Origin of the sequence: Arthrobacter sp. M2012083 (genome assembly GCF_000281065.1) — a bacterium.
In the GTDB taxonomy this organism is placed as follows: domain Bacteria; phylum Actinomycetota; class Actinomycetes; order Actinomycetales; family Micrococcaceae; genus Arthrobacter.
In genome coordinates, this window is the sequence record NZ_AKKK01000047.1 from 1 (window position 1) to 18,783 (window position 18,783).

An 18,783-nucleotide genomic window follows, 5' to 3' on the forward strand; every position below is an offset into this window, starting at 1 on the left:
GCGGACCGGCGGGCCAGTGACGTGTCCGCGGGCGCTAGCTGCGGAAGTTCACGAACTGCAGGTCGGCCTCTTCGAACTTCTTGAGGATGTTCATGGTCTCCTGCAGGTCATCACGGGACTTGGACGTGACACGGAGTTCGTCGCCCTGGATCTGGGACTTGACGGACTTGGGGGCTTCATCGCGGATGATTTTGTTGATCTTCTTGGCGATGTCCTGGGCGATGCCCTCCTTGATGGTGCACTCCAGGCGAAATTCCTTACCGGAGGGGAAAGGCTCACCCTGATCCAGGGACTTCAGGGAAATGCCGCGCTTGATGAGCTTGGACTGGAAGACGTCCAGGACAGCCAGGACGCGGTCCTCGGAATTGGCCTTCATGAGGATCTTTTCGCCACTGAAATCAATCTCAGCGCCGACGCCCTTGAAGTCGTATCGCTGTGCGATTTCCTTCTGGGACTGGTTGAGCGCGTTGGCGACCTCTTGCTTGTCTACCTTGCTTACGACGTCGAATGTGGATTCGCCTGCCATGACTCTCCTTAGGTTGGGGGCCCTGTGAGGGCGGGTTGGTCTGGCATCCAGCCTAGTACGGAAGGCATGGGTTGGGGCCGTGGACTTCTTTCACAGTTCGCTCACAGCACATGCAGGGTTGGAACTGAGGGTGCTGGTTGAGAGTTGTACCAGTTGGAAGAACGCATCCACGGAGGATCAGCATGAGCAGCAAGGCCGTCCAGTCCATCAGCAAATCCGCATCTGCGGCAGCAGGCTCCATCGGCACGGCTGCAGTTGCCGCAGCCAGTGCCGTAGCTGCCGCGGCCGTGGCAGCGTCGATCGTCCTGAGCCCCGTTCCCGACGCGGCTTCCCGGATGGACGGAGTCCATGCTGATTTGCTGCGGGCCGTGCAGCTCAACCAGATCACCGCCGAGCAGGCCGAGAAGTTCGAAGCCAAACTGGCCGGCAGGATCCTCGGGGAAGCCTGAAATACCGCGAAATCCCGGGCGTCCGGCCTCGATTAGATTCTTCGCAGAAACTTCTGTAAGGTTATCTCTGCCTTCGGTTACCGGATCCAAAAGAAACGGTCTCCGGAAGTGATCTTCTTTTGAAGTTCGGCAGATTACCCGAGCGGCCAAAGGGGGCTGACTGTAAATCAGCTGGCAACGCCTACGGGGGTTCGAATCCCTCATCTGCCACCCAAGGAAAATCCCCGGAACCACTGGTTCCGGGGATTTTTTGTGTCCCTAGGGACGCGCGTGGCGGCGACGGGAGCTTCATGTCCGCGGGGGTGTGCGGCTGTCACCCACTTTGAACCGGAAAGCCGGGTGACACGCCGGAAGCCACGGCGTGTCACGCCACGTGAGGCCTCGAAGTTGGTGGTGAGCGTACGGCCAAACCAGAGGTCGCCTGGCAACCCGTTGCGGGACGCTGGACTAAGCCTCGTGCCCCTGCCTGGGCGCGGTCGCTTGCCGGAGTTCCGCGATCTCCATCCGCAGGGCCGCGATCTCCGTGACCAGATCGGCCATCTCGGCGCGGACGGGTTCCTCGGCCGCCGCAGCCTTGACTTCCGCTGCCGCTGCAACGCCTTCGGCGTTCTCATCGATCCGTTGGAGCAGCCAGGAAGCGATGGAGGCTGTCACGATACCCAGGACCGCGATTCCGCTCATCATGAGGGCTGCGGCGACGATCCTGCCGATGGGGGTTACCGGGTAGAGGTCGCCGTAGCCCACGGTGGTGATGGTGGTGATGGCCCACCACGCGGCATCCCCGAAGGTGACGATCTTGGCATCCGGGGCGTTCTGTTCGACATCCAGCACGGCCAGTGCTCCGATGAGGATAAGCATCGCGGCTGCTCCTGCTACATATGTGGCGACGCGTCCGCGCAGGGTTTCACCGACAGTGCGTTGCAGCACGGAGAGCAACGTGACCAGCCGCAGCAACCGGAGTGGCCGGAAGAAGGGGAGCACGACGATGAGGAGTTCGTGCAGGTTCCACAGGAACCAGCGCATCCGGTCTTCGGCAAGCCAAAGGTTGACGAAGTAGTCCAAGGCGAAGATTCCCCACGTGATCCAGAGAACAACTTCGAAAGGTATTGCCTCGGCACCGCTGATGCGGCCGATGACCTGCCACGCGTAAGCCGTGAGGAAAATCAGTGCCGTGGCCATGAGGGGCCATTCAACGAGGTCCCTGTATCGCGCTTGAGTCATACGGGAATACTAGCCACCGCGGAGGCACTCACCAGCTTCAGGCAGCCGGTGTCTCCAGCCAGTAGCCGTCCAAGTGGTGAATCAGTTGACGGCCCAAGCCGCCCTTGAGTTGGATCCACAGCGTGCTGCGATCGTTGGTCATGCCATCGATGGTTCCCTCGATCCGGTTGCCGCGGGCATCCTGGAGGACCACGTCCTGGTGGCGGGAGAGTTCCGGCCAAACGTCGCCTTGCGGCCTGGCGGTTTGCAGCGTGCTCAAAGGGTCCCCCTTAGGTGTTCGATCAATATGAGTTTCAGATATTGTGCACGTCTTTCATGAACCGGCGGTAAACGTTAGTGCAATCGTTGTACATAAACGGGCTTTCGGCTAGGAGCCATGTCCATCATGCGATCCGCATATTCCCCCAGAAGTTACCGACGGGTAACATTGAGCCATGCACTTGCTACTTCGTACCCTCATGCTGCTGTTCACGTCGTCCAAGCGTTCGCCCCTTGGTGTTTGGGAAGAGTCATCGCTGCCGTTGCGGGTTCTGCCCACTGACATCGACATCGCGATGCACGTCAATAACGGCATGTACTTCTCGCTGATGGACCTCGGCCGTTTTGACCTCATGGTCCGCAGCGGCATCTGGACAAGGATGCGCAAACGGGGGTGGAGCCCGGTGGCAGCCGGCGAGACCATCGCTTTCCGCAAGTCGTTGCAACTTTGGCAGCAATACACCATCGAAACCCGCATCATCGGGCTGGACACCAAGGCCATCTACTTCGAACAACGCATGGTGGTGGACGGTGAAATCTATGCACGGGCACACATTGCCACTCGACTGGTCCACAAGGGCAAGCCTGTCACTCAGGAAGAAATCATCGCCGAGTTCGGGACGCCGCCGGCTGACCTGGAACTGCCCGAGTGGATCCACGAGTGGCGCGAAAACAATGCCCTTCCCGGAGCGCGTCGTCCCGCCCCACACGTCTGGAGCTAAACCCCTACGTCGCGTCGTTGCAGCGCCACTGCTCCGAGAATGATCAAGGCTAGCGAGATACCGTACAGTCCGGCGCCGGCTCCCCAGTCAGCACCGTTTGCCACGGGCGAGTTGCCGTACGCCCAGTGGTAAGGGGACAGGTTAAGCAGCCATTCGACGTCGGGACTTTGCCGCCCTACTGCGTTGAACACATATCCGAGGACGGCCACGGCGGCGCCCGCCGCGATCCCATACACTTTCCGGCCGCCCAGCGCTCCGGCGCAGAGCGCAGCTGTCCCGCTGAGCAACGCCAGGGCGGCGAACAGCAGCACCGCTCCGGCGAGATGTCCGACGTCGATGCTTAGCTGCGAGGGCCCGTTCAGTCCCAGCACCAGCAGGAAGACGAGCGCCGACAGCAGCGCGATTCGAACCACTATGGCCAGTGCGCGCTCGAGAACTACCTGCACCCGGGTGACACTGTGGGCGAGTGTCAGTTCCAGCAATCCGGATTCCTCGTCGCCACCCACGGCCGCTGCGCCCCAGCCGACAGAGGCCATGGACATCAGCAGGAAGCCGATCAGCCCAAACATGGTGGCTTGGGTGTAACCAGGGCCTGACGCGATTTGATCGTAGTTCAGGGCTTTGGTCATTTCGGGGGGAAGCGCGTTGATCAGGTCCTGCATCTGCGCACTGCCTCCGATCGAGGGATATAGCGGCAGATAGAGCATGCACGCCGCAGACAAGCCCACTGCCCATGCCAACGTGGAACGCCACGAGTCAGTCAGGGCCTTCGTGAACAACGGGAGAACCTTAGGCACGGTGTGCTCCTTCCGCGCGGGGGCCGGGTCTGTGACCATGTGCAGGAGTTTGCGCGCTTCCAGGGGACTCGCTGTTCCCCACTGGCTGTCCGATGTAGAGCGTCAATACCGCTTCCTCCAGGTCGGGTTCCTCGAGGACCAGATCCATCAGGTTCAGCCTGGCCAACTCCTGGACCAGGGGCTGGACACGGCCGGAGAGTGTTGCCGTAGCCTCGACTGCTCCGGCGACGTGACCGTCGGCCTTGATCTCCCGTACTGCCACGTTGGCCACGCCGGGCACCCTGGCCAGCAGCGCGCCGACGTCGTGCGGTTCCGTTCCGGTGCTACTGAACCGAAGCTGCCGGACGGCTGCCGTCCTGAGCGCCTCCACGGTGGAAACGGTGACGATTTCGCCGTCGCGGAGGATGGCGACGGCGTCGGCGGCCTGTTGTACTTCGCTAAGGACATGCGAGCTAAGGAATACCGTGGCACCCTCATCCACGGCCTCACGAACCATCGCGTGGAACACCTGCTGAACCAAGGGATCCAGGCCGCTGGTGGGTTCGTCGAGCACCAGGAGTTCCGGCTTGTGCATGAAGGCCTGCAGGAGTCCGAGCTTCTGTTTGTTGCCTTTGGAGAGCTTCCGGGTTTGGCGATCGAGGTCAAGGTTCAGCCGCTCGGCGAGTTCGTCGACGTGCCGTTGCTCAACGGGTCCGCTGATGGCCGCGAAGTGTTCCAGCACGCGACGGCCCGTGGTCCTGTTTTCCAAATGGAGTTCGCCGGGAAGGTAGCCGATCCTGCGGCGAAGGGCAGTGCCTGCCTGGCGCGGGTCCTGGCCCAGCACCGAGATGGACCCGGCGCTGGGCCTGATGATGTCCAGAAGGCAGCGCATAATGGTGGTCTTGCCCGCTCCGTTCGGCCCGATGACGCCGAACACTGTCCCCGGTTCCACTGCGAAGTTGAGCCCATGGAGGACTTCCCGGGCTCCGAATTTCTTGCGCAAACCCTCGACGACAATTGCCTGGGTCACAGTGCATGCTCCCTTCCGCCGCTGGTGTTGTCTTGCTGCAAGGCGTCGCGGGCCGCATCCAGGAACCGCGAGTCGGTGTAAAAGCCGTGTGTGTAAATCTCCAGGGCGGGCAGCGTGAGTTGCCGGAGAAGGTCGGGACCGATGCCGTGGGGCTCCAGGCCGACTGTCCCCAGCGTTCGTGAGAGGTGCCGGCCCAGCAAGAGAATCGACAGGCTGTTGGAGGCTATGACGACGGCGGTGGACCGGACGTCGTCGAACTTCCGGATGGTGCCGGCTTCGATTCCGGCGTGGATGATGTCCTGTGTCTGCCTGACGACGGCATCAAAGAAGGCGTCGCCTGCCTCGGACTCATCGATGAGGACGCGGCGGATGTAGGCGATCTCGTCCAAGTACTGGTCGGGGTGGTTGAGGTAATCCCGGAGTAGTTGCCCCGTGGACTCCGGATCGCTTTTCTCGCGGCCCTGCGTCGCTGTTTGCGCCAGGACGTGCTGGTCGCAAGCGTAGCGGAGCCCGTCTTTGCTACCGAAATGGTGGATGACCAGGCCTGGACTGACGCCCGCAGCAGCGGCTACCGCCCTGACAGTTGCGCGAACGAACCCTTCGCGGCCGAAGAGCCCGATGGCGGCGTCGCGGATTCGCGCACGGGTTGTTAAATCTTCTGCGTTTGAACGCATGTTTCATAGACTAAACAGCTGTTCAACCGGGATCAAGGGGTTGCCGAAAAGGCGTGGTTCCGCATTTATTCCCGGTGACGCGGGAAGCGAACAGGGCCCGCCTCCACGGGACTTAGCGGGAAGGGTCGCGTACCGTGGAACCATGGCTACAGTTGACATCACTGGAGAACAGTTCGCATCGACCATCGAGGACAACAACATTGTCCTGGTGGATTTCTGGGCGGCCTGGTGCGCCCCGTGCCGTCAGTTCGCCCCCACCTACGGGGCAGCTTCCGAGAAGCACACTGACGTAGTGTTCGCGAAGGTAGACACCGAGGCTGAGCAGCAGCTCGCCGCTGAAGCCGGGATCACATCCATCCCGACGCTCATGGCATTCCGCGAAAAGGTCCTTGTCTTCTCGCAGCCGGGAGCCCTCAACGGCCCGCAGTTGGAGCAGGTCATCGAGGCCGTGAAGGGTCTGGACATGGACGAGGTCCACGCCCACGTTGCCAAGGCGCGTGCCGAGGCCCAGGAAAACTAAGACTTTGCGGCGGCTCGAAACATCGAGTTCGCCGGAACGCATCGAGGTCGCCGGAAAATTCCGGCGACCTCGATGCGTTTAAGGCGTTCTCGCAGTCCTGCAGCGATTTCGCCGGACTGAAGCAGGTAGAGCCTAGAGCCGTTCCAGCTTGACCGGCTCGGCGAGCAGCGCGCTGAGGGACTCGTTCAGGTCCTGGACGGCGATGCCCTTGGAGTGCTTCTCCAGAAGCTCCTCGGATTCCCAGCGCTCAGTCAGGACAAGCTTCTCTTCGGTGGCCTCGGTCAGTTCATAGCGGATGCAGCCGGGCTCGTTGACGACCTCGTCGATCGCGATGTCCAAAGCGAGCTTCACGCGGAAGAATTCGCCTTCGTTGGGGATGAACGTGGCCTGCAGGTCAATGGGTTCACTCATGGCTCCAACCCTACCGGCAGGACACGGCGTCGCTGGAGGCGGTTACGGTTCTGTTGCGCGCCGTCCCTTGGTAGCGTTCCGTCATGTTGTCCTACACTGCCGGAGACGCTGATGTCCCGTTGCTCGAAGAGACCATTGGCGCGAATTTTGAGCGCATCGCGGCCCGGTTTCCCCTGCGGGACGCGCTCATCGAAGCGGCTGCGGTGCCGGGCGCTGACGCCCGCCGCTGGAGCTACCAAAAGCTGAACGACGACGTCGATCGCCTCGCACGCGCCCTGCTCGCCATGGGCGTGGCCAAGGGCGAGCGGATCGGTATCTGGAGTCCCAACTGCGCCGAGTGGACCATTCTTCAGTACGCCACGGCCAAGATCGGCGCGGTCCTTGTCAACGTCAACCCGGCCTACCGGAGCCATGAGCTGGAATTCGTGGTGAAGCAGAATGGCATGCGAATGCTGGTGGCCGCGCCAAGCGACAAGCACAGCGACTACGTGGGCATAGCCAGGGATGCGGCCCGCAACTGTCCTGATCTCCGGGAGATCGTCTTCCTCCCGGGAGAGCCGGAACAGGGACTCTCTGTGGGCGTCCCGGAAGCCGACCACGAAGTCACGTACGCCCAACTCCTGACCCGGGCAGACGGCGTCGGGCTTTCAGCGCTTCGGGATCGCATGGACGGCCTTGACCCGCACGATCCCATCAACCTTCAATACACCTCGGGCACCACGGGATTCCCCAAGGGTGCCACGTTGACGCATCACAACATCCTCAATAACGGGCATTCGATCGGCCGGCTGCTGAACTACACCGAGCACGATCGCGTGGTGATCCCCGTGCCGTTCTACCACTGCTTCGGGATGGTGATCGGGAACGTGAATGCGCTGAGCTTTGGGGCTGCGACCATCATTCCCGGCCGCGGTTTCAACCCGTCGGCGGCGTTGGAAGCAGTTCAGGACTTCGGCGGGACGTCCCTATACGGTGTGCCCACCATGTTTATTGCCGAGCTCGCACTGGAGGATTTCGACTCCTATGATCTCTCCACGCTGCGTACCGGAGTCATGGCCGGTTCCCTGTGTCCCATAGAGGTGATGCGCCGGGTCATCGATGAGATGCACATGATCGATGTTGCCATCTGCTACGGCATGACCGAGACCTCGCCCGTGTCCACCATGACCCGGGCGGGGGACACAGTGGAGCAGCGGACCAGCACGGTGGGCAGGACCCTGCCGCACCTTGAGAGCCGCATTGTCGATCCGGCATCGGGTGAAGTGGTGGAGCGCGGCGTCATCGGTGAGCTCTGCACGCGAGGTTACTCGGTGATGCAGGGCTACTGGGGCCAACCGGACAAAACGGCGGAGGCAATCGACGCTGACGGCTGGATGCACACCGGCGACCTCGCCCGCATGGATGACGACGGCTACTTGGTGGTCGAGGGCCGGATCAAGGACATGGTGATCCGCGGGGGAGAGAACATCTACCCGCGGGAGATCGAGGAATTCCTCTACCTCCACCCATCCATCCAGGACGTGCAGGTCATCGGCGTTCCCGACCAAAAGTACGGGGAAGAGCTCATGGCTTGCATCATCCTCAAGCCCGGGACGGAGGCACTGACCGCCGAGGATCTGGCCGAGTACTGCCGCGGGAAACTGGCCCGCTACAAAATCCCGCGTTATATCGACGTCCGCGAGTCCTTCCCCATGACGGTGTCCGGCAAGGTTCGGAAGGTGGACATGCGACAGGAGGCGGTGTCCCGGCTGCACCTGTAGCTGAATACAGGCCGTCAGTTGGTATTCCGGCTGATCGTCCGGATTCCCACTACAAGTCCGACGGCGGCCGTCACCACAGCGGCCACGAGCCCCCACATCGTGTCCATCCCGATACGCCCGGCAAACAACTCCCGTTCGGCATTGACCAGATAAGTCAGGGGATTGAACAGGCTGGCCACTTTCATCCACCCGGGGCCGGCCTCGATGGGCAACATGATGCCGGAGAGGATCATGAGGGGGAACAGCAGGGTTTGCTGCACGCCCCAGAAGATCCATTCTTTGTTCTGCGACACCAAGGCAAGCGCATAGGACAACGCGCCGAGCCCGATCCCGAAGATGCCCAGGATGACCAGCCCCAACACCACGTGCAATGGATGGAAAATGAAACCAAACGGGATGCAGACCACGGAGATCAGCAGACCCTGCAACACCAAGGGAGCCCACTCCTTCAGCGCCCGGCCAATCATGAGCGAAGACCGTGAAAGCGGCGTGGCCAAAATCCGTTCATAGGAACCGGTCATCAGTTCGTACTGCAGGTTTGACCCGGTCATGGAGGTGCCGAACAACGCGATCATCACCACCACTCCGGGAAGGAACCATTGCAGTGTGGATTGGCCCCCGAAGGCCGGAGCGCCCACGGCCGAGCCCAGCAGGGGCCCGAACAACCCCAGGAAGACCAGCGGTTGGATGAGGGAGAAAATCAGCGAGAACGGATCCCGCAGAGGCAGCAGCATCTCCCGCCAGAACACGAACCACGTGTCAGTGACTACGCTGCGCGGACCACGTTTTTGGAGGGCTGCACCCGGGGCGACGGCTTGTTCAATCATCAGACTTCAGCTCCTTCCCGCAGGCTGCGGCCGGTCAGTTCCAGGAAAACGTCGTCCAGTGTGGGCGGTTTCAGTTCGAGCGACTGGGCGGGAGCGCCGGCGTCGTGCATTTCCTTCAGCAACCCCGGCGCCAGTTGGGCACCCTGTGCCAGCCGAAGGCGGAAGCGGACCACGCCGTCGTATGCGTTTTCCTCCATATCGCCTTCCGCGGCCGCGCGGCCCAGCAGACCCCGCACGTCGGACGCGGAACCGGCGGCAACTTCCACGGCGAGGAGGTCCCCGGCGAGGTTCGCTTTGAGCCGTGACGCGGTGTCGTCGGCAATGATGGTCCCGTGGTCGATCACGATGACGCGCTCAGACATGGAATCGGCCTCATCCATGTAGTGGGTGGTCAGCACAATGGTGGTCCCGTGCTCCTCGCGCATCCGCATGATGTGCTCCCAGAGGTTGGCGCGGTTCTGGGGGTCCATTCCGGTGGACGGCTCATCGAGGAACAGCAAACCAGGGGAGTGCATCAACCCGAGGGCCACATCCATGCGGCGTCGTTGCCCGCCGGAGAGTTTGATCACGGTGCGCTTTGCGAGGTCGCTGAGGTCCAGGGATGCCATGAGCGTTTGCGCACGGGCTTTCGCGTCCGTGGTGTTCATTCCGTAGAACCGGCCTTGCATGATCAGTTCGTCGATCACGCGGTAGCTGTGCCCGCCGCCATTGCCCTGGCCAATGTAGCCGATCCGGGCGCGCACGCCCGCCGGGTCCTTGGCCACATCAACGCCCGCTACGGTCGCCGACCCCGACGTGGGTTTCAACAGGGTGGTGAGCATCCGCAGGGTTGTGGACTTGCCGGCGCCGTTCGGGCCAAGGAAAGCGACAAGTTCGCCGGGGGCGACGTCGATGTCCACGCCCTTCACGGCCTCGACGGTTTCCTTCTTCACGGTGAAGGTCTTGGTGAGCTTGTTGGTGTGGATCACGGTCACTCCAGGGATGGCAGGTGATGGCTCCTAGGCGCCACGCTATACCCGTGCATGAAGGCCGTCCATGCTCTTGCGGACAGCTCCCGTCCGCAATCAAAACTCAGTGGCGGCGGTGATCCTGAACCGTCATCCTTGGCCCGAAAGTGGGTTTGCGGAAGCCGCTCAAATACAGCATCCGCACCAGGCGCTGCCTTTGTCCGCGCCATGGTTCCAGCAGTTCGAGCATGCCGGCGTCGTCGGTCTTTTGACCTGTCAGGGCATACCCCACGTAAGACGCCAGATGGTAGTCGCCCACGGAGATCGAGTCCGGGCAGCCGTGGGTGCGTTGGACCACTTCGGCTGCCGTCCAGATGCCGATGCCAGGAATGGTTTGCAGCTTGGCGCCAGCCTGCGTTGAGCTCAGGTTCGCCAGGCGTTCAAGAGCGACGGCGGACTGCAGCGCCCGCATTACGGTCGCCGAGCGTTGTGGTCCGACACCGGCCTTGTGCCACTCCCACGAGGGGATGGCCAGCCACTGCTTGGCAGTAGGCGGGACCAGGAGTCCGGCAGGAGCCTTGCCCGGGGCGGGTGTTCCGTAGCGATACATCAGGTACCGGTAGCCGCGCCTTGCCTCCAAAGTGGTGACCTTTTGCTCCAGGATGGTGGGCACCAGGGAGTCAACCATCCGCCCGGTGGAGGGCAGCCGCAGAGCCAGGTTCCGGCGTCGTGATTCTGTGACCAGCCGTGGAAGAGTGGCATGGAAGGCGGGCTCGTCGAATGCCGACCAATCGTCATCGGCGCCGAGCAACCGCGGCACTCCCGCGACGGCGTGGTCCGCTCCCGGTCCCCAGGCTTGGGCATCCACGAAGGAATCGACTCCCAAGCCGCCTCCCGAAAGCCTCAACGTGACCGGCCCCAAGGCAGTGGTGAAGGCCATCCAAAAACCGCTGGTGTGCGCTGCAAACGACGGATCCGCGTTGCCCCGCATGAGCGGAAACATGGTCTGGTCCAAGCGGAAGGAACCGCCTGGATGCCACCGGACGGCCGCATCTGCCGCGGCCGCAACAACGGTCGGGGCTTCTGCGATGGTCATGTTTTCATGGTCCCACGCCCGGCTGACAATCTGCATCCAGGGACCCCTTACGGTGGCAACCGCCCGCCGCTAGACTCCCTGATGTGGCGTGGGTGGGCCGCGCCATATCCAAGGAACACATCCCAGGAACAAGGAGCACGAATCATGGCCGCCATAGTGCATTTCGAGATTCCGACGGACAACACAGACAGGGCCAACTCTTTCTACCAGAGTGCCTTCGGCTGGAACCTGAGCCCCATGCAGGGGATGGACTACACGATCGCCATCACAGCGCCTTCCGACGAGCAAACCGGAACACCCAAGGAACCAGGAGCCATCAACGGAGCCCTGTTCCCGCGCACGGACAATCTGAAGACCCCCATCCTCACCATCGATGTGGACGACATTGATGCCGCACTCGGACAGATCGAGTCGGCAGGTGGCAGTGTGGTCCAGGCCAAGGACGCCGTACCCACCATGGGCTGGTACGCCTACTTCAAGGACACGGAGGGCAACGTCCTGGGCGTCTGGCAGAACGACACCTCTGCCGGCACCTAGCGAAGGCGCTGGGTCAGTCCCCGTAGCGACCAGGCGGTAACTTTGTATCTATGAAGTACGCCCAGTCCGTGTTGGACCTCATCGGCAATACGCCCCTCATCAAGCTCAACCACGTCACGGAGGGGATCAAAGCCACCGTCCTCGTGAAGCTCGAATACGTCAATCCCGGCGGATCCATCAAGGACCGGATCGCCGTGAAGATGATCGAAGAAGCAGAGAAGGACGGCAGGCTCCAACCGGGCGGAACCATCGTTGAGCCGACCTCGGGAAACACCGGAGTGGGACTGGCGCTCGTGGCCCAACAAAAGGGCTACAAGTGCGTTTTCGTGGTACCGGACAAAGTGGGCGAGGACAAGCGAGCCGTGCTTCAGGCCTACGGGGCGGAAGTTGTGGTGACGCCCACCGCCGTCGCGCCTGACAGCCCGCAGAGCTATTACGGCGTCTCCGACCGGCTGGTCCGGGAGATCCCCGGCGCCTTCAAACCGGACCAGTTCTCCAATCCCGCCGCTCCCGGCAGCCACTTCGAGTCAACGGGCCCGGAGATCTGGCAGGACACGGACGGCCGGGTTACGCACGTGGTCATCGGCGCCGGAACCGGCGGCACCATCACCGGCACAGGTCGCTACCTCAAGCAGGTCTCTGCGGACCGTGCGGAGTCCGACGGCGGCCCGGTCAAGGTCATCGGCGCGGATCCGGAAGGCTCGGTCTACTCAGGCGGAACCGGCCGACCCTACTTCGTGGAGGGCGTGGGTGAGGACATGTGGCCCGGCAACTACGATCCTTCCGTGCCGGATGACGTGATCGCTGTGTCCGACGCCGACTCCTTCTCCATGACCCGCCGCCTCGCCCGGGAAGAGGGCCTCCTGGTGGGCGGTTCGTCCGGCATGGCCGTGGTCGCGGCGCTCCAGGCTGCCAAGGACCTGGACGAGTCCGCCGTTGTAGTGGTGATCCTCCCGGATTCCGGCCGCGGCTACCTTGCCAAGATCTTCAACGACCAATGGATGCGTTCCTACGGCTTCCTCTCCGGCGGCGAAGAGGCTTCCGTGGGTGAGGTACTCAAGTCCAAAACGGGCGAGATGCCGGACCTGGTCCACATCCACCCGAATGAAACCGTCCGCGATGTCATCAACATCATGAACGAGTTCGGTGTCTCCCACATTCCGGTGCTCTCACAGGAGCCGCCCGTCGTGATGGGCGAGGTCATGGGCGCCGTGGACGAGCGCAGCCTCACCAGCAAGCTGTTCCGTGGAGAAGCGAAGCTGTCCGACAAGATCTCCGTACACATGGGGGACCGGCTTCCCGTGATCGGCTCGCTGGAAACCATTTCCGCCGCGCGCGAGCTGCTGTCCGACGTCGATACCGTCATGGTGACTTTCGTTGGAGCCCCGGTGGGCATCCTGACGCGACACGACCTTTTGGCGTACCTGAGCAACTAGCGCCACCCTGATCCACCCCTTCAAACCCAGAGGAGCTTCCATGTCTGCCAGCAACAACGCCGGCTTCAACACGCGCGCCGTCCATGCCGGACAGGCCTTCGAACCGGTGACCGGTGCTGTGGTGCCCCCGCTGCACTTCAGCTCCACGTACGCCCAAGACGGCATCGGCAACCTGCGCTCAGGTTATGAATACGGCCGCGGCGGCAACCCGACCCGCGACGCCCTCCAGGAGCAGCTTGCCGCGCTTGAAGGTGGAACCGCTGCGTTTTCCTTCGGCTCCGGGCTTGCTGCCGAGGACTCGCTGATCCGGGCCCTCGCCAGGCCAGGCGATCACATTGTCCTGGGCAACGACGCCTACGGTGGAACCTACCGCTTGATCAACCGTGTGCTGGGTGATTGGGGCATCGGCAACACGCCCGTGGACATGTCCGACCTCGACGCCGTAGCCGCTGCGGTTGCGGCCAACAAGACGCGCATGGTCTGGGTGGAGACGCCCTCCAACCCGATGATGAAGATCACGGACATCGAGGCACTCGCCGCCGTAGCGCACGACGCCGGTGCCCTCCTGGTGGTGGACAACACCTTCGCGTCCCCCTACTTGCAGACTCCGCTGGCCTTGGGGGCCGATGTCGTGGTCCACTCCACCACCAAGTACATCGGCGGCCACTCCGACGTAGTGGGCGGTGCCATTGTGGTCAAGGATGCCGAGCTTGCCGGGAAGATCGGTTTCATCCAGTTCGCCGTTGGTGCGGTGTCCGGCCCGATGGATGCCTTCCTGACTACCCGTGGCTTGAAGACCCTTGGCGTTCGTATGGACCGCCACAGCGAGAACGGCCAGGCCGTGGCTGAATGGCTGCTGCAGCGTCCCGAGGTGGAGGCCGTGCTCTACCCGGGCCTCCCGCACCACCCCGGACACGAGCTCGCTGCCAAGCAGATGAAGAAGTTCGGCGGCATGGTCTCCGTACAGTTCAAGGGAGGCGAGGCGGCTGCACGCACGGTTGCCGAATCGACGTCGGTGTTCACCCTTGCGGAATCGTTGGGCGGCATCGAGTCCCTCATGAACTACCCGTCGGAGATGACGCACGCTTCCGTGAAGGGCACGGAGCTGGCTGTCCCGGTGAACCTCCTACGGCTTTCGTGCGGCATCGAAGAAGCCGAGGACCTGATCGCAGACCTTGAGCAGGCCTTCGCCAAGATCAGCTAAGTCCCCGACTAGCCGGAGATTCCCTCGCGGCCGTCTTCTTCACGGCCCGTCAGGCGGCGGCGGAACGTGGTGTCTTCGGCAGAGGTGATTTCCAGGTCGTACCAGCCGTTCAGGGTCTCCCAACCGATCTTCCTGGTGTGTCCCGGCTTGAGCTTCAGGGTCTCGACGCCGTCCGCATACTGCAGCGACTTCAGCCCCAGGCTTACCGTTGCGGTGCCGTTGTTGCGCAGCTCCAATTCAACGTCCTTCTTGCCGCGGCGACCGTTGACGGTGACGTCGACGCCCGACGCCGCACCCGCCGTCGTGCCTTTCAATTCGTACTGGTACCGGTTGGGGCCGGTGACGACGACGTCGAAGGCGCCGGAGGCGACAGGGAGGTCCACGTTCTGCTGGCCGAGGACGTCCACATGCCGTGGTTCGGTGACTTCGCCTGCGTAGCCGTACCCTGCATAGTCGTACAGGGTGAAGTGGGTGGAGCTGGTGCCACTGTTCGCTAGCGTCAGGGCGAGCTTACCGGGCTGCACCGCTGCCGAAACCCGCGGCCTGTAGGGGAGCGGGCGGGCCGGCCGGCTGCCCGTTTCCTGGATGGGCGCTACTTGGACAGCCGGGGGATTCGGGCGCCAGCGGCTGATCTTGGCGGGGACAGCGTCGGGGTGCTCAAGAGTGGGAGGCGTGCCAGGGGATGCGAAGTTGAAGACGCCGGTCAGGTCACCGCAGACTTCACGGCGCCATGGGGAGATGTTCGGTTCCTCTACGCCGGTCCAACGCTCCAGGAAGCGGAGCACCGACGTGTGGTCGAAGACTTCCGAGCTCACGTAGCCGCCCACAGTCCACGGTGAAACAACGGTCATGGGCACCCGCGGGCCAAGGCCGATGGGCCGTGCTGTCGTCCAGTCAGTGGACTCGCCTGACGCTGGTCGCGGCTGGACGGGCGGCGGGACGTGGTCGAAGTAGCCATCGTTCTCGTCAAAGTTCAGGAAGATGGCAGTGCTGTCCCAGGTATCAGGGTTGCTGGCCACGGTGTCCAGGAGGCGGTAGACGAAGTTGGCACTTCCCACCGGCGTGGAAGCCCCGGGGTGCTCGGAGTCGGCTGCGGACGGTACCAACCAGCTGACCTCCGGGAGCGCGCCGTCGGCGATGTCTGCGCCGAGGCGGTCCAAGAGAGTGTTGGGGCGTCCGCGCCACATGGCTTTGTCGAACAGGGACCGCTCGGCGTCGTTGAGGGTAGCGCGGCCCTGCTCAAGTTGGGCGAGGAGGCGGTCCTGCTCGGCTGGGGACTTTCCTGCGAGGTGGTCGTAGAACTCTTCTGTGGTCCTGAGATTTCCGTCCACGGATGCCAGCATTTTGCGGCCGATCGCCTTGAACGTCTGGAAGTACTCCACGGCGTTGTCGGTGAAGTTATCCCAGTCCTGGTAAATCTGCCACGACACACCGGAGTTCTCCAGACGCTCGGGGTAGGTGGTCCAGTCATATCCGCCGTGATCGTAGCCGTAGGCCGCATTGGTCACGGCACGCTTGGTGCTGCCGGGCTCATTGCCTGTGGTGCCGCTCCAGAGGTAGTTGCGGTTGGGATTGGTGGAACCGTTGACGGAGCAGTGGTAGGCGTCGCAGATGGTGAAAGTGTCTGCGAGTTCGTATTGCAGCGGGATGTCCTGGCGCTCATAGAAGGTCATGGTGGAGGCGCTCTTGGCGGGAATCCATTTGTCACACCAGCCGTTGTTCCACGCCGTCGTGGTCCCGTTGAACGAGTGGTCCAGATCGCCCAGATACTGGATATCGGAACCCGGCCTTCCAGCCAATTCAGCGGCCTTGCGAAGGGAGAACGGCAGGACAGTTTCGCCGGTGGCCCGGGGCTGCTCGAACATGGACTTGCCATTGGGCAAGCGGGTTACGGACTTGTCGCCGTATCCCCGGACGCCGCGCAGCGAGCCGAAGTAGTGGTCGAAAGATCGGTTCTCCTGCATCAGGACAATCACGTGCTTGATGGACTGCAAGCTTCCGGGCGGGACCGGCCTGGCCATGGCAGCTTGCACCGAAGGAGGCAGCAGGGAGCCCGCTGCAGCAAGCGCCGTCGCTGCAGCCGCCGTGCCGAGGAAGCCGCGACGGGAGAAACCGCCGGTTCCGTCGGTTGAACGATTCACCATATCAGGGGTTGTCGAGGACATTCCGGGGAGCCTTTCGTTGTCGGAGTTGACTGGGCCAGCGTAGGCATGGTGAGTAAACCACTGATGAAACTGCGGCAAACCGGCGGGGTGTGTCTTGCCGCAGCGGCACTCATCCGGCGTAGCAATACCTAGCTTTCTTTAGGGAAGTCAGCTAGTTTGGTGCGCATGCCTCTTCGTTCCGACTGGTCCGCCCGCACGTGCAGCCTTGCCCGTGGCCTGGATGTCCTCGGCGATCCTTGGGGGAGCCTGGTCCTCCGCGAAATCTTCTTCGGCAACGGACGCTTCGACGCCATCAAGCAACGCCTTGAAGTAGCGGACAACGTCCTCAGCAAACGACTGGGCTGGCTCCTCGACGCCGGGCTACTGACCCAGCGCCCGTACCAGGACGGCGCGCGCACACGGAAGGAATACGTCCTCACCCCCAAAGGCGAGGACGCACTTCCAGTGCTCAACGCCATCATCATCTGGGCCGAGAAGCACTTGGACGCACCCAACGAGGTCTCCCATATGAAGGTCATCCACACTGACTGCGGGCAAGCCACGTTGTCAGCGGACACGTGCACCAACTGCGGGGCCCGGCTGACCGCAGGCAACACCAGCTGGCACAGCCTCAAACGCAGCGACCACCCACTCCCACTCGCCATCGCACCCGCCACAGCTTCCCCTGAAACGGAGATCCCCGCATGACCGCTCCCGACGTCACCGGGGCCCCGCCCGAAAACCCCGGGACACGTGCCGGCAAAACAAGCAACGGCACAACTCCTGCCGGCAAGAACCGCCGTCTCCACCCCGCCTGGATCGTGGCCGCGGTTGCCTTTCTGGCCCTGGTTGGAGCCGCAGGATTCCGTGCGGCGCCCGGGGTGCTCATGGTCCCGTTGCAGGAGGAATTCGGCTGGTCCACCACTGTCCTCTCCTTGGCCGTCAGCATCAACCTGGTCTTGTTCGGCTTGACGGCCCCTTTCGCAGCGGCCCTCATGGAACGCTTCGGCATCCGGAAGGTCACCTCGCTGGCGCTGTGCCTCATCGGGCTGGGCTCAGCATTGACCGTCTTCGTGAACCAGTCCTGGCAGATCCTGCTCACCTGGGGACTACTGATTGGCTTGGGCACCGGTTCCATGGCCTTGGTCTTCGCTGCAACCATCGCCAACACCTGGTTCGCCAAGAGCCGTGGCCTGGTCATTGGCATCCTGACCGCAGGAAGTGCCGCCGGACAGTTGGTGTTCCTGCCGTTTATCGCCGCGCTTGCCCAGAACCCGGGCTGGCGTGGCGCTTCCTTGCTCATCGCTGCCGGTGCGCTCGCAGTCGTCCCGCTGGTCCTGCGCTGGCTGCGGAACTCGCCTGCCGACGTCGGGGTCCTGCCTTACGGTGCAGAGCTGCCTCATGCCGGGAAGCAGGGGGCTGAGGAGCCTGACGCTAAAGCCGTCGACGCCGGGACAACCGCGACGACGCCGAGCCGGCCCGCCGCTCTGGCTGCGTCGCCCGGATCAGGGGATTCCCCCAATGCAGCGATCCGTGCCCTGCAGGTCCTCAAACGGGCAGCCAAAGTCCGCACGTTCTGGGCCTTGGCTGCGGGTTTCGCAATTTGTGGAGCCACCACCAACGGTCTTATCGGCACGCACTTCATTCCGTCGGCGCACGATCACGGGATGCCGGAAACCACGGCGGCAGGTTTGTTGGCCGTCGTCGGAATCTTCGACATCGTGGGGACCATCGCGTCCGGCTGGCTGACCGACCGTTTCAACCCCAAAGTGCTGCTGGCGGTTTACTACCAGTTCAGGGGGATCGGCCTGCTGGTGCTGCCGCTGCTGCTGGGCTCGTCCGTGGAGCCAAGCATGATCATCTTCGTGGTGGTCTATGGGCTCGACTGGGTTGCCACCGTGCCTCCCACTGCAGCTATCTGCCGCTCGGTGTTCGGTGCCGATGGTTCCGTGGTGTTCGGCTGGGTGTTCGCGGCCCACCAGCTCGGCGCTGCAGTGGCCGCCCTCCTGGCCGGGTTCATCCGCGACGCCACCGGGCACTACAACTACGCATGGCTGGGCGCAGCTGCCATGTGCACGGTGGCCGCGGTAATCAGCGCCACCATTCGCAAGGACGCCGTGAAGAAGGAACCCGTGGCAGTTGCCTGACAACACGATCCCCTGGAGTCGTTGTGAGGCCCGCTTTGCGCGTTATTCGTGCCCGAAAGCAAGCAGAGCAGGCCTCACAACGGGGGTGCATTCGTTGT

General features: G+C 63.0%; 20 protein-coding genes and 1 tRNA gene. 10 read left to right on the forward strand and 11 right to left on the reverse strand.

Going from position 1 to position 18,783, the window contains the following annotated elements; genetic code table 11:
- Positions 1-34: 34 nt before the first annotated feature.
- Positions 35-526, reverse strand: coding sequence for a YajQ family cyclic di-GMP-binding protein (locus A477_RS0117260; RefSeq protein ID WP_017200185.1), 492 nt, complete (start codon positions 524-526; stop codon positions 35-37).
- A 182-nt stretch (positions 527-708) separates the two neighbouring features.
- Here A477_RS0117260 and A477_RS0117265 point away from each other — a divergent pair, with 182 nt between their 5' ends.
- Both A477_RS0117265 and A477_RS0117270 read left to right on the forward strand, forming a co-directional pair.
- Positions 709-975 (forward strand): hypothetical protein, encoded by a 267-nt coding sequence (locus A477_RS0117265; RefSeq protein ID WP_017200186.1) that lies wholly within the window; start codon positions 709-711, stop codon positions 973-975.
- A 128-nt stretch (positions 976-1,103) separates the two neighbouring features.
- Positions 1,104-1,185, forward strand: a tRNA-Tyr gene (locus tag A477_RS0117270).
- A gap of 237 nt (positions 1,186-1,422) precedes the next feature.
- Here the strand turns inward: A477_RS0117270 and A477_RS0117275 are convergent.
- Positions 1,423-2,196, reverse strand: coding sequence for a potassium channel family protein (locus A477_RS0117275; protein ID WP_017200187.1), 774 nt, complete (start codon positions 2,194-2,196; stop codon positions 1,423-1,425).
- 37 nt (positions 2,197-2,233) lie between these two features.
- Positions 2,234-2,455 carry a hypothetical protein gene (locus tag A477_RS0117280; protein ID WP_017200188.1) on the reverse strand — a complete coding sequence of 74 codons (222 nt, stop codon included), beginning with the start codon at positions 2,453-2,455 and terminating at the stop codon, positions 2,234-2,236.
- A gap of 175 nt (positions 2,456-2,630) precedes the next feature.
- Between A477_RS0117280 and A477_RS0117285 the strand changes: the two genes are divergently transcribed.
- A complete protein-coding gene (locus tag A477_RS0117285) occupies positions 2,631-3,176 on the forward strand; it encodes an acyl-CoA thioesterase (protein ID WP_017200189.1) in 546 nt (181 codons plus the stop codon).
- Here A477_RS0117285 and A477_RS0117290 read toward each other — a convergent pair.
- The 3 genes from A477_RS0117290 to A477_RS0117300 are packed head-to-tail and all read right to left on the reverse strand — an operon-like array spanning position 3,173 to position 5,656.
- The gene (locus A477_RS0117290; RefSeq protein WP_017200190.1) at positions 3,173-3,973 is read right to left on the reverse strand and encodes an ABC transporter permease subunit; all 801 of its coding nucleotides are present in this window, start codon (positions 3,971-3,973) and stop codon (positions 3,173-3,175) included. The two genes, A477_RS0117285 and A477_RS0117290, sit on opposite strands and share 4 nt — an antisense overlap.
- A complete protein-coding gene (locus A477_RS0117295) occupies positions 3,966-4,982 on the reverse strand; it encodes an ABC transporter ATP-binding protein (protein ID WP_017200191.1) in 1,017 nt (338 codons plus the stop codon). Before A477_RS0117295 ends, A477_RS0117290 begins: the two co-directional genes overlap by 8 nt.
- Positions 4,979-5,656 carry a TetR/AcrR family transcriptional regulator gene (locus tag A477_RS0117300; RefSeq protein WP_017200192.1) on the reverse strand — a complete coding sequence of 226 codons (678 nt, stop codon included), beginning with the start codon at positions 5,654-5,656 and terminating at the stop codon, positions 4,979-4,981. Before A477_RS0117300 ends, A477_RS0117295 begins: the two co-directional genes overlap by 4 nt.
- A 142-nt stretch (positions 5,657-5,798) precedes the next feature.
- Between A477_RS0117300 and A477_RS0117305 the strand changes: the two genes are divergently transcribed.
- Positions 5,799-6,176 carry a thioredoxin family protein gene (locus tag A477_RS0117305; RefSeq protein ID WP_017200193.1) on the forward strand — a complete coding sequence of 126 codons (378 nt, stop codon included), beginning with the start codon at positions 5,799-5,801 and terminating at the stop codon, positions 6,174-6,176.
- A 132-nt stretch (positions 6,177-6,308) separates the two neighbouring features.
- Here the strand turns inward: A477_RS0117305 and A477_RS0117310 are convergent, their stop codons facing one another.
- Positions 6,309-6,587 carry a putative quinol monooxygenase gene (locus tag A477_RS0117310; RefSeq protein WP_017200194.1) on the reverse strand — a complete coding sequence of 93 codons (279 nt, stop codon included), beginning with the start codon at positions 6,585-6,587 and terminating at the stop codon, positions 6,309-6,311.
- An 83-nt stretch (positions 6,588-6,670) separates the two neighbouring features.
- Here A477_RS0117310 and A477_RS0117315 point away from each other — a divergent pair, with 83 nt between their 5' ends.
- Positions 6,671-8,347, forward strand: coding sequence for an AMP-binding protein (locus A477_RS0117315; protein ID WP_017200195.1), 1,677 nt, complete (start codon positions 6,671-6,673; stop codon positions 8,345-8,347).
- Positions 8,348-8,361: 14 nt separating this feature from the next.
- On the opposite strand, the gene A477_RS0117320 is transcribed toward A477_RS0117315, so the two are convergent.
- The 3 genes from A477_RS0117320 to A477_RS0117330 form a co-directional block, all read right to left on the reverse strand.
- Positions 8,362-9,174, reverse strand: a complete 813-nt coding sequence (locus A477_RS0117320) for an ABC transporter permease (RefSeq protein WP_017200196.1) — start codon at positions 9,172-9,174, stop codon at positions 8,362-8,364.
- Positions 9,174-10,142, reverse strand: a complete 969-nt coding sequence (locus A477_RS0117325; protein WP_026005728.1) for an ATP-binding cassette domain-containing protein — start codon at positions 10,140-10,142, stop codon at positions 9,174-9,176. The genes A477_RS0117320 and A477_RS0117325 overlap by 1 nt, the downstream gene beginning before the upstream one ends.
- Before the next feature lie 103 nt (positions 10,143-10,245).
- The gene (locus tag A477_RS0117330) at positions 10,246-11,217 is read right to left on the reverse strand and encodes a DNA-3-methyladenine glycosylase family protein (protein ID WP_026005729.1); all 972 of its coding nucleotides are present in this window, start codon (positions 11,215-11,217) and stop codon (positions 10,246-10,248) included.
- Positions 11,218-11,361: 144 nt separating this feature from the next.
- On the opposite strand from A477_RS0117330, the gene A477_RS0117335 reads away from it, so the two are divergent.
- From A477_RS0117335 to A477_RS0117345, 3 genes are read left to right on the forward strand one after another with little or no spacing between them, the layout of a single operon-like run.
- Positions 11,362-11,754: a VOC family protein gene (locus A477_RS0117335; protein WP_026005730.1), complete on the forward strand. Its 393-nt coding sequence runs from the start codon at positions 11,362-11,364 to the stop codon at positions 11,752-11,754.
- Positions 11,755-11,804: 50 nt separating this feature from the next.
- Positions 11,805-13,190: a cystathionine beta-synthase gene (locus A477_RS0117340; protein WP_017200199.1), complete on the forward strand. Its 1,386-nt coding sequence runs from the start codon at positions 11,805-11,807 to the stop codon at positions 13,188-13,190.
- Between the two features lie 40 nt (positions 13,191-13,230).
- The gene (locus tag A477_RS0117345; protein WP_017200200.1) at positions 13,231-14,394 is read left to right on the forward strand and encodes a cystathionine gamma-synthase; all 1,164 of its coding nucleotides are present in this window, start codon (positions 13,231-13,233) and stop codon (positions 14,392-14,394) included.
- A gap of 8 nt (positions 14,395-14,402) precedes the next feature.
- Here A477_RS0117345 and A477_RS0117350 read toward each other — a convergent pair whose 3' ends face one another.
- Complete coding sequence (locus A477_RS0117350) at positions 14,403-16,559, reverse strand: phosphocholine-specific phospholipase C (RefSeq protein WP_044569122.1); 2,157 nt, start codon at positions 16,557-16,559, stop codon at positions 14,403-14,405.
- A 165-nt stretch (positions 16,560-16,724) separates the two neighbouring features.
- Here A477_RS0117350 and A477_RS0117355 point away from each other — a divergent pair, with 165 nt between their 5' ends.
- Positions 16,725-17,246: a winged helix-turn-helix transcriptional regulator gene (locus tag A477_RS0117355; RefSeq protein WP_017200202.1), complete on the forward strand. Its 522-nt coding sequence runs from the start codon at positions 16,725-16,727 to the stop codon at positions 17,244-17,246.
- The gene (locus tag A477_RS0117360; protein WP_017200203.1) at positions 17,243-18,685 is read left to right on the forward strand and encodes an MFS transporter; all 1,443 of its coding nucleotides are present in this window, start codon (positions 17,243-17,245) and stop codon (positions 18,683-18,685) included. The genes A477_RS0117355 and A477_RS0117360 overlap by 4 nt, the downstream gene beginning before the upstream one ends.
- Positions 18,686-18,783 lie beyond the last annotated feature (98 nt).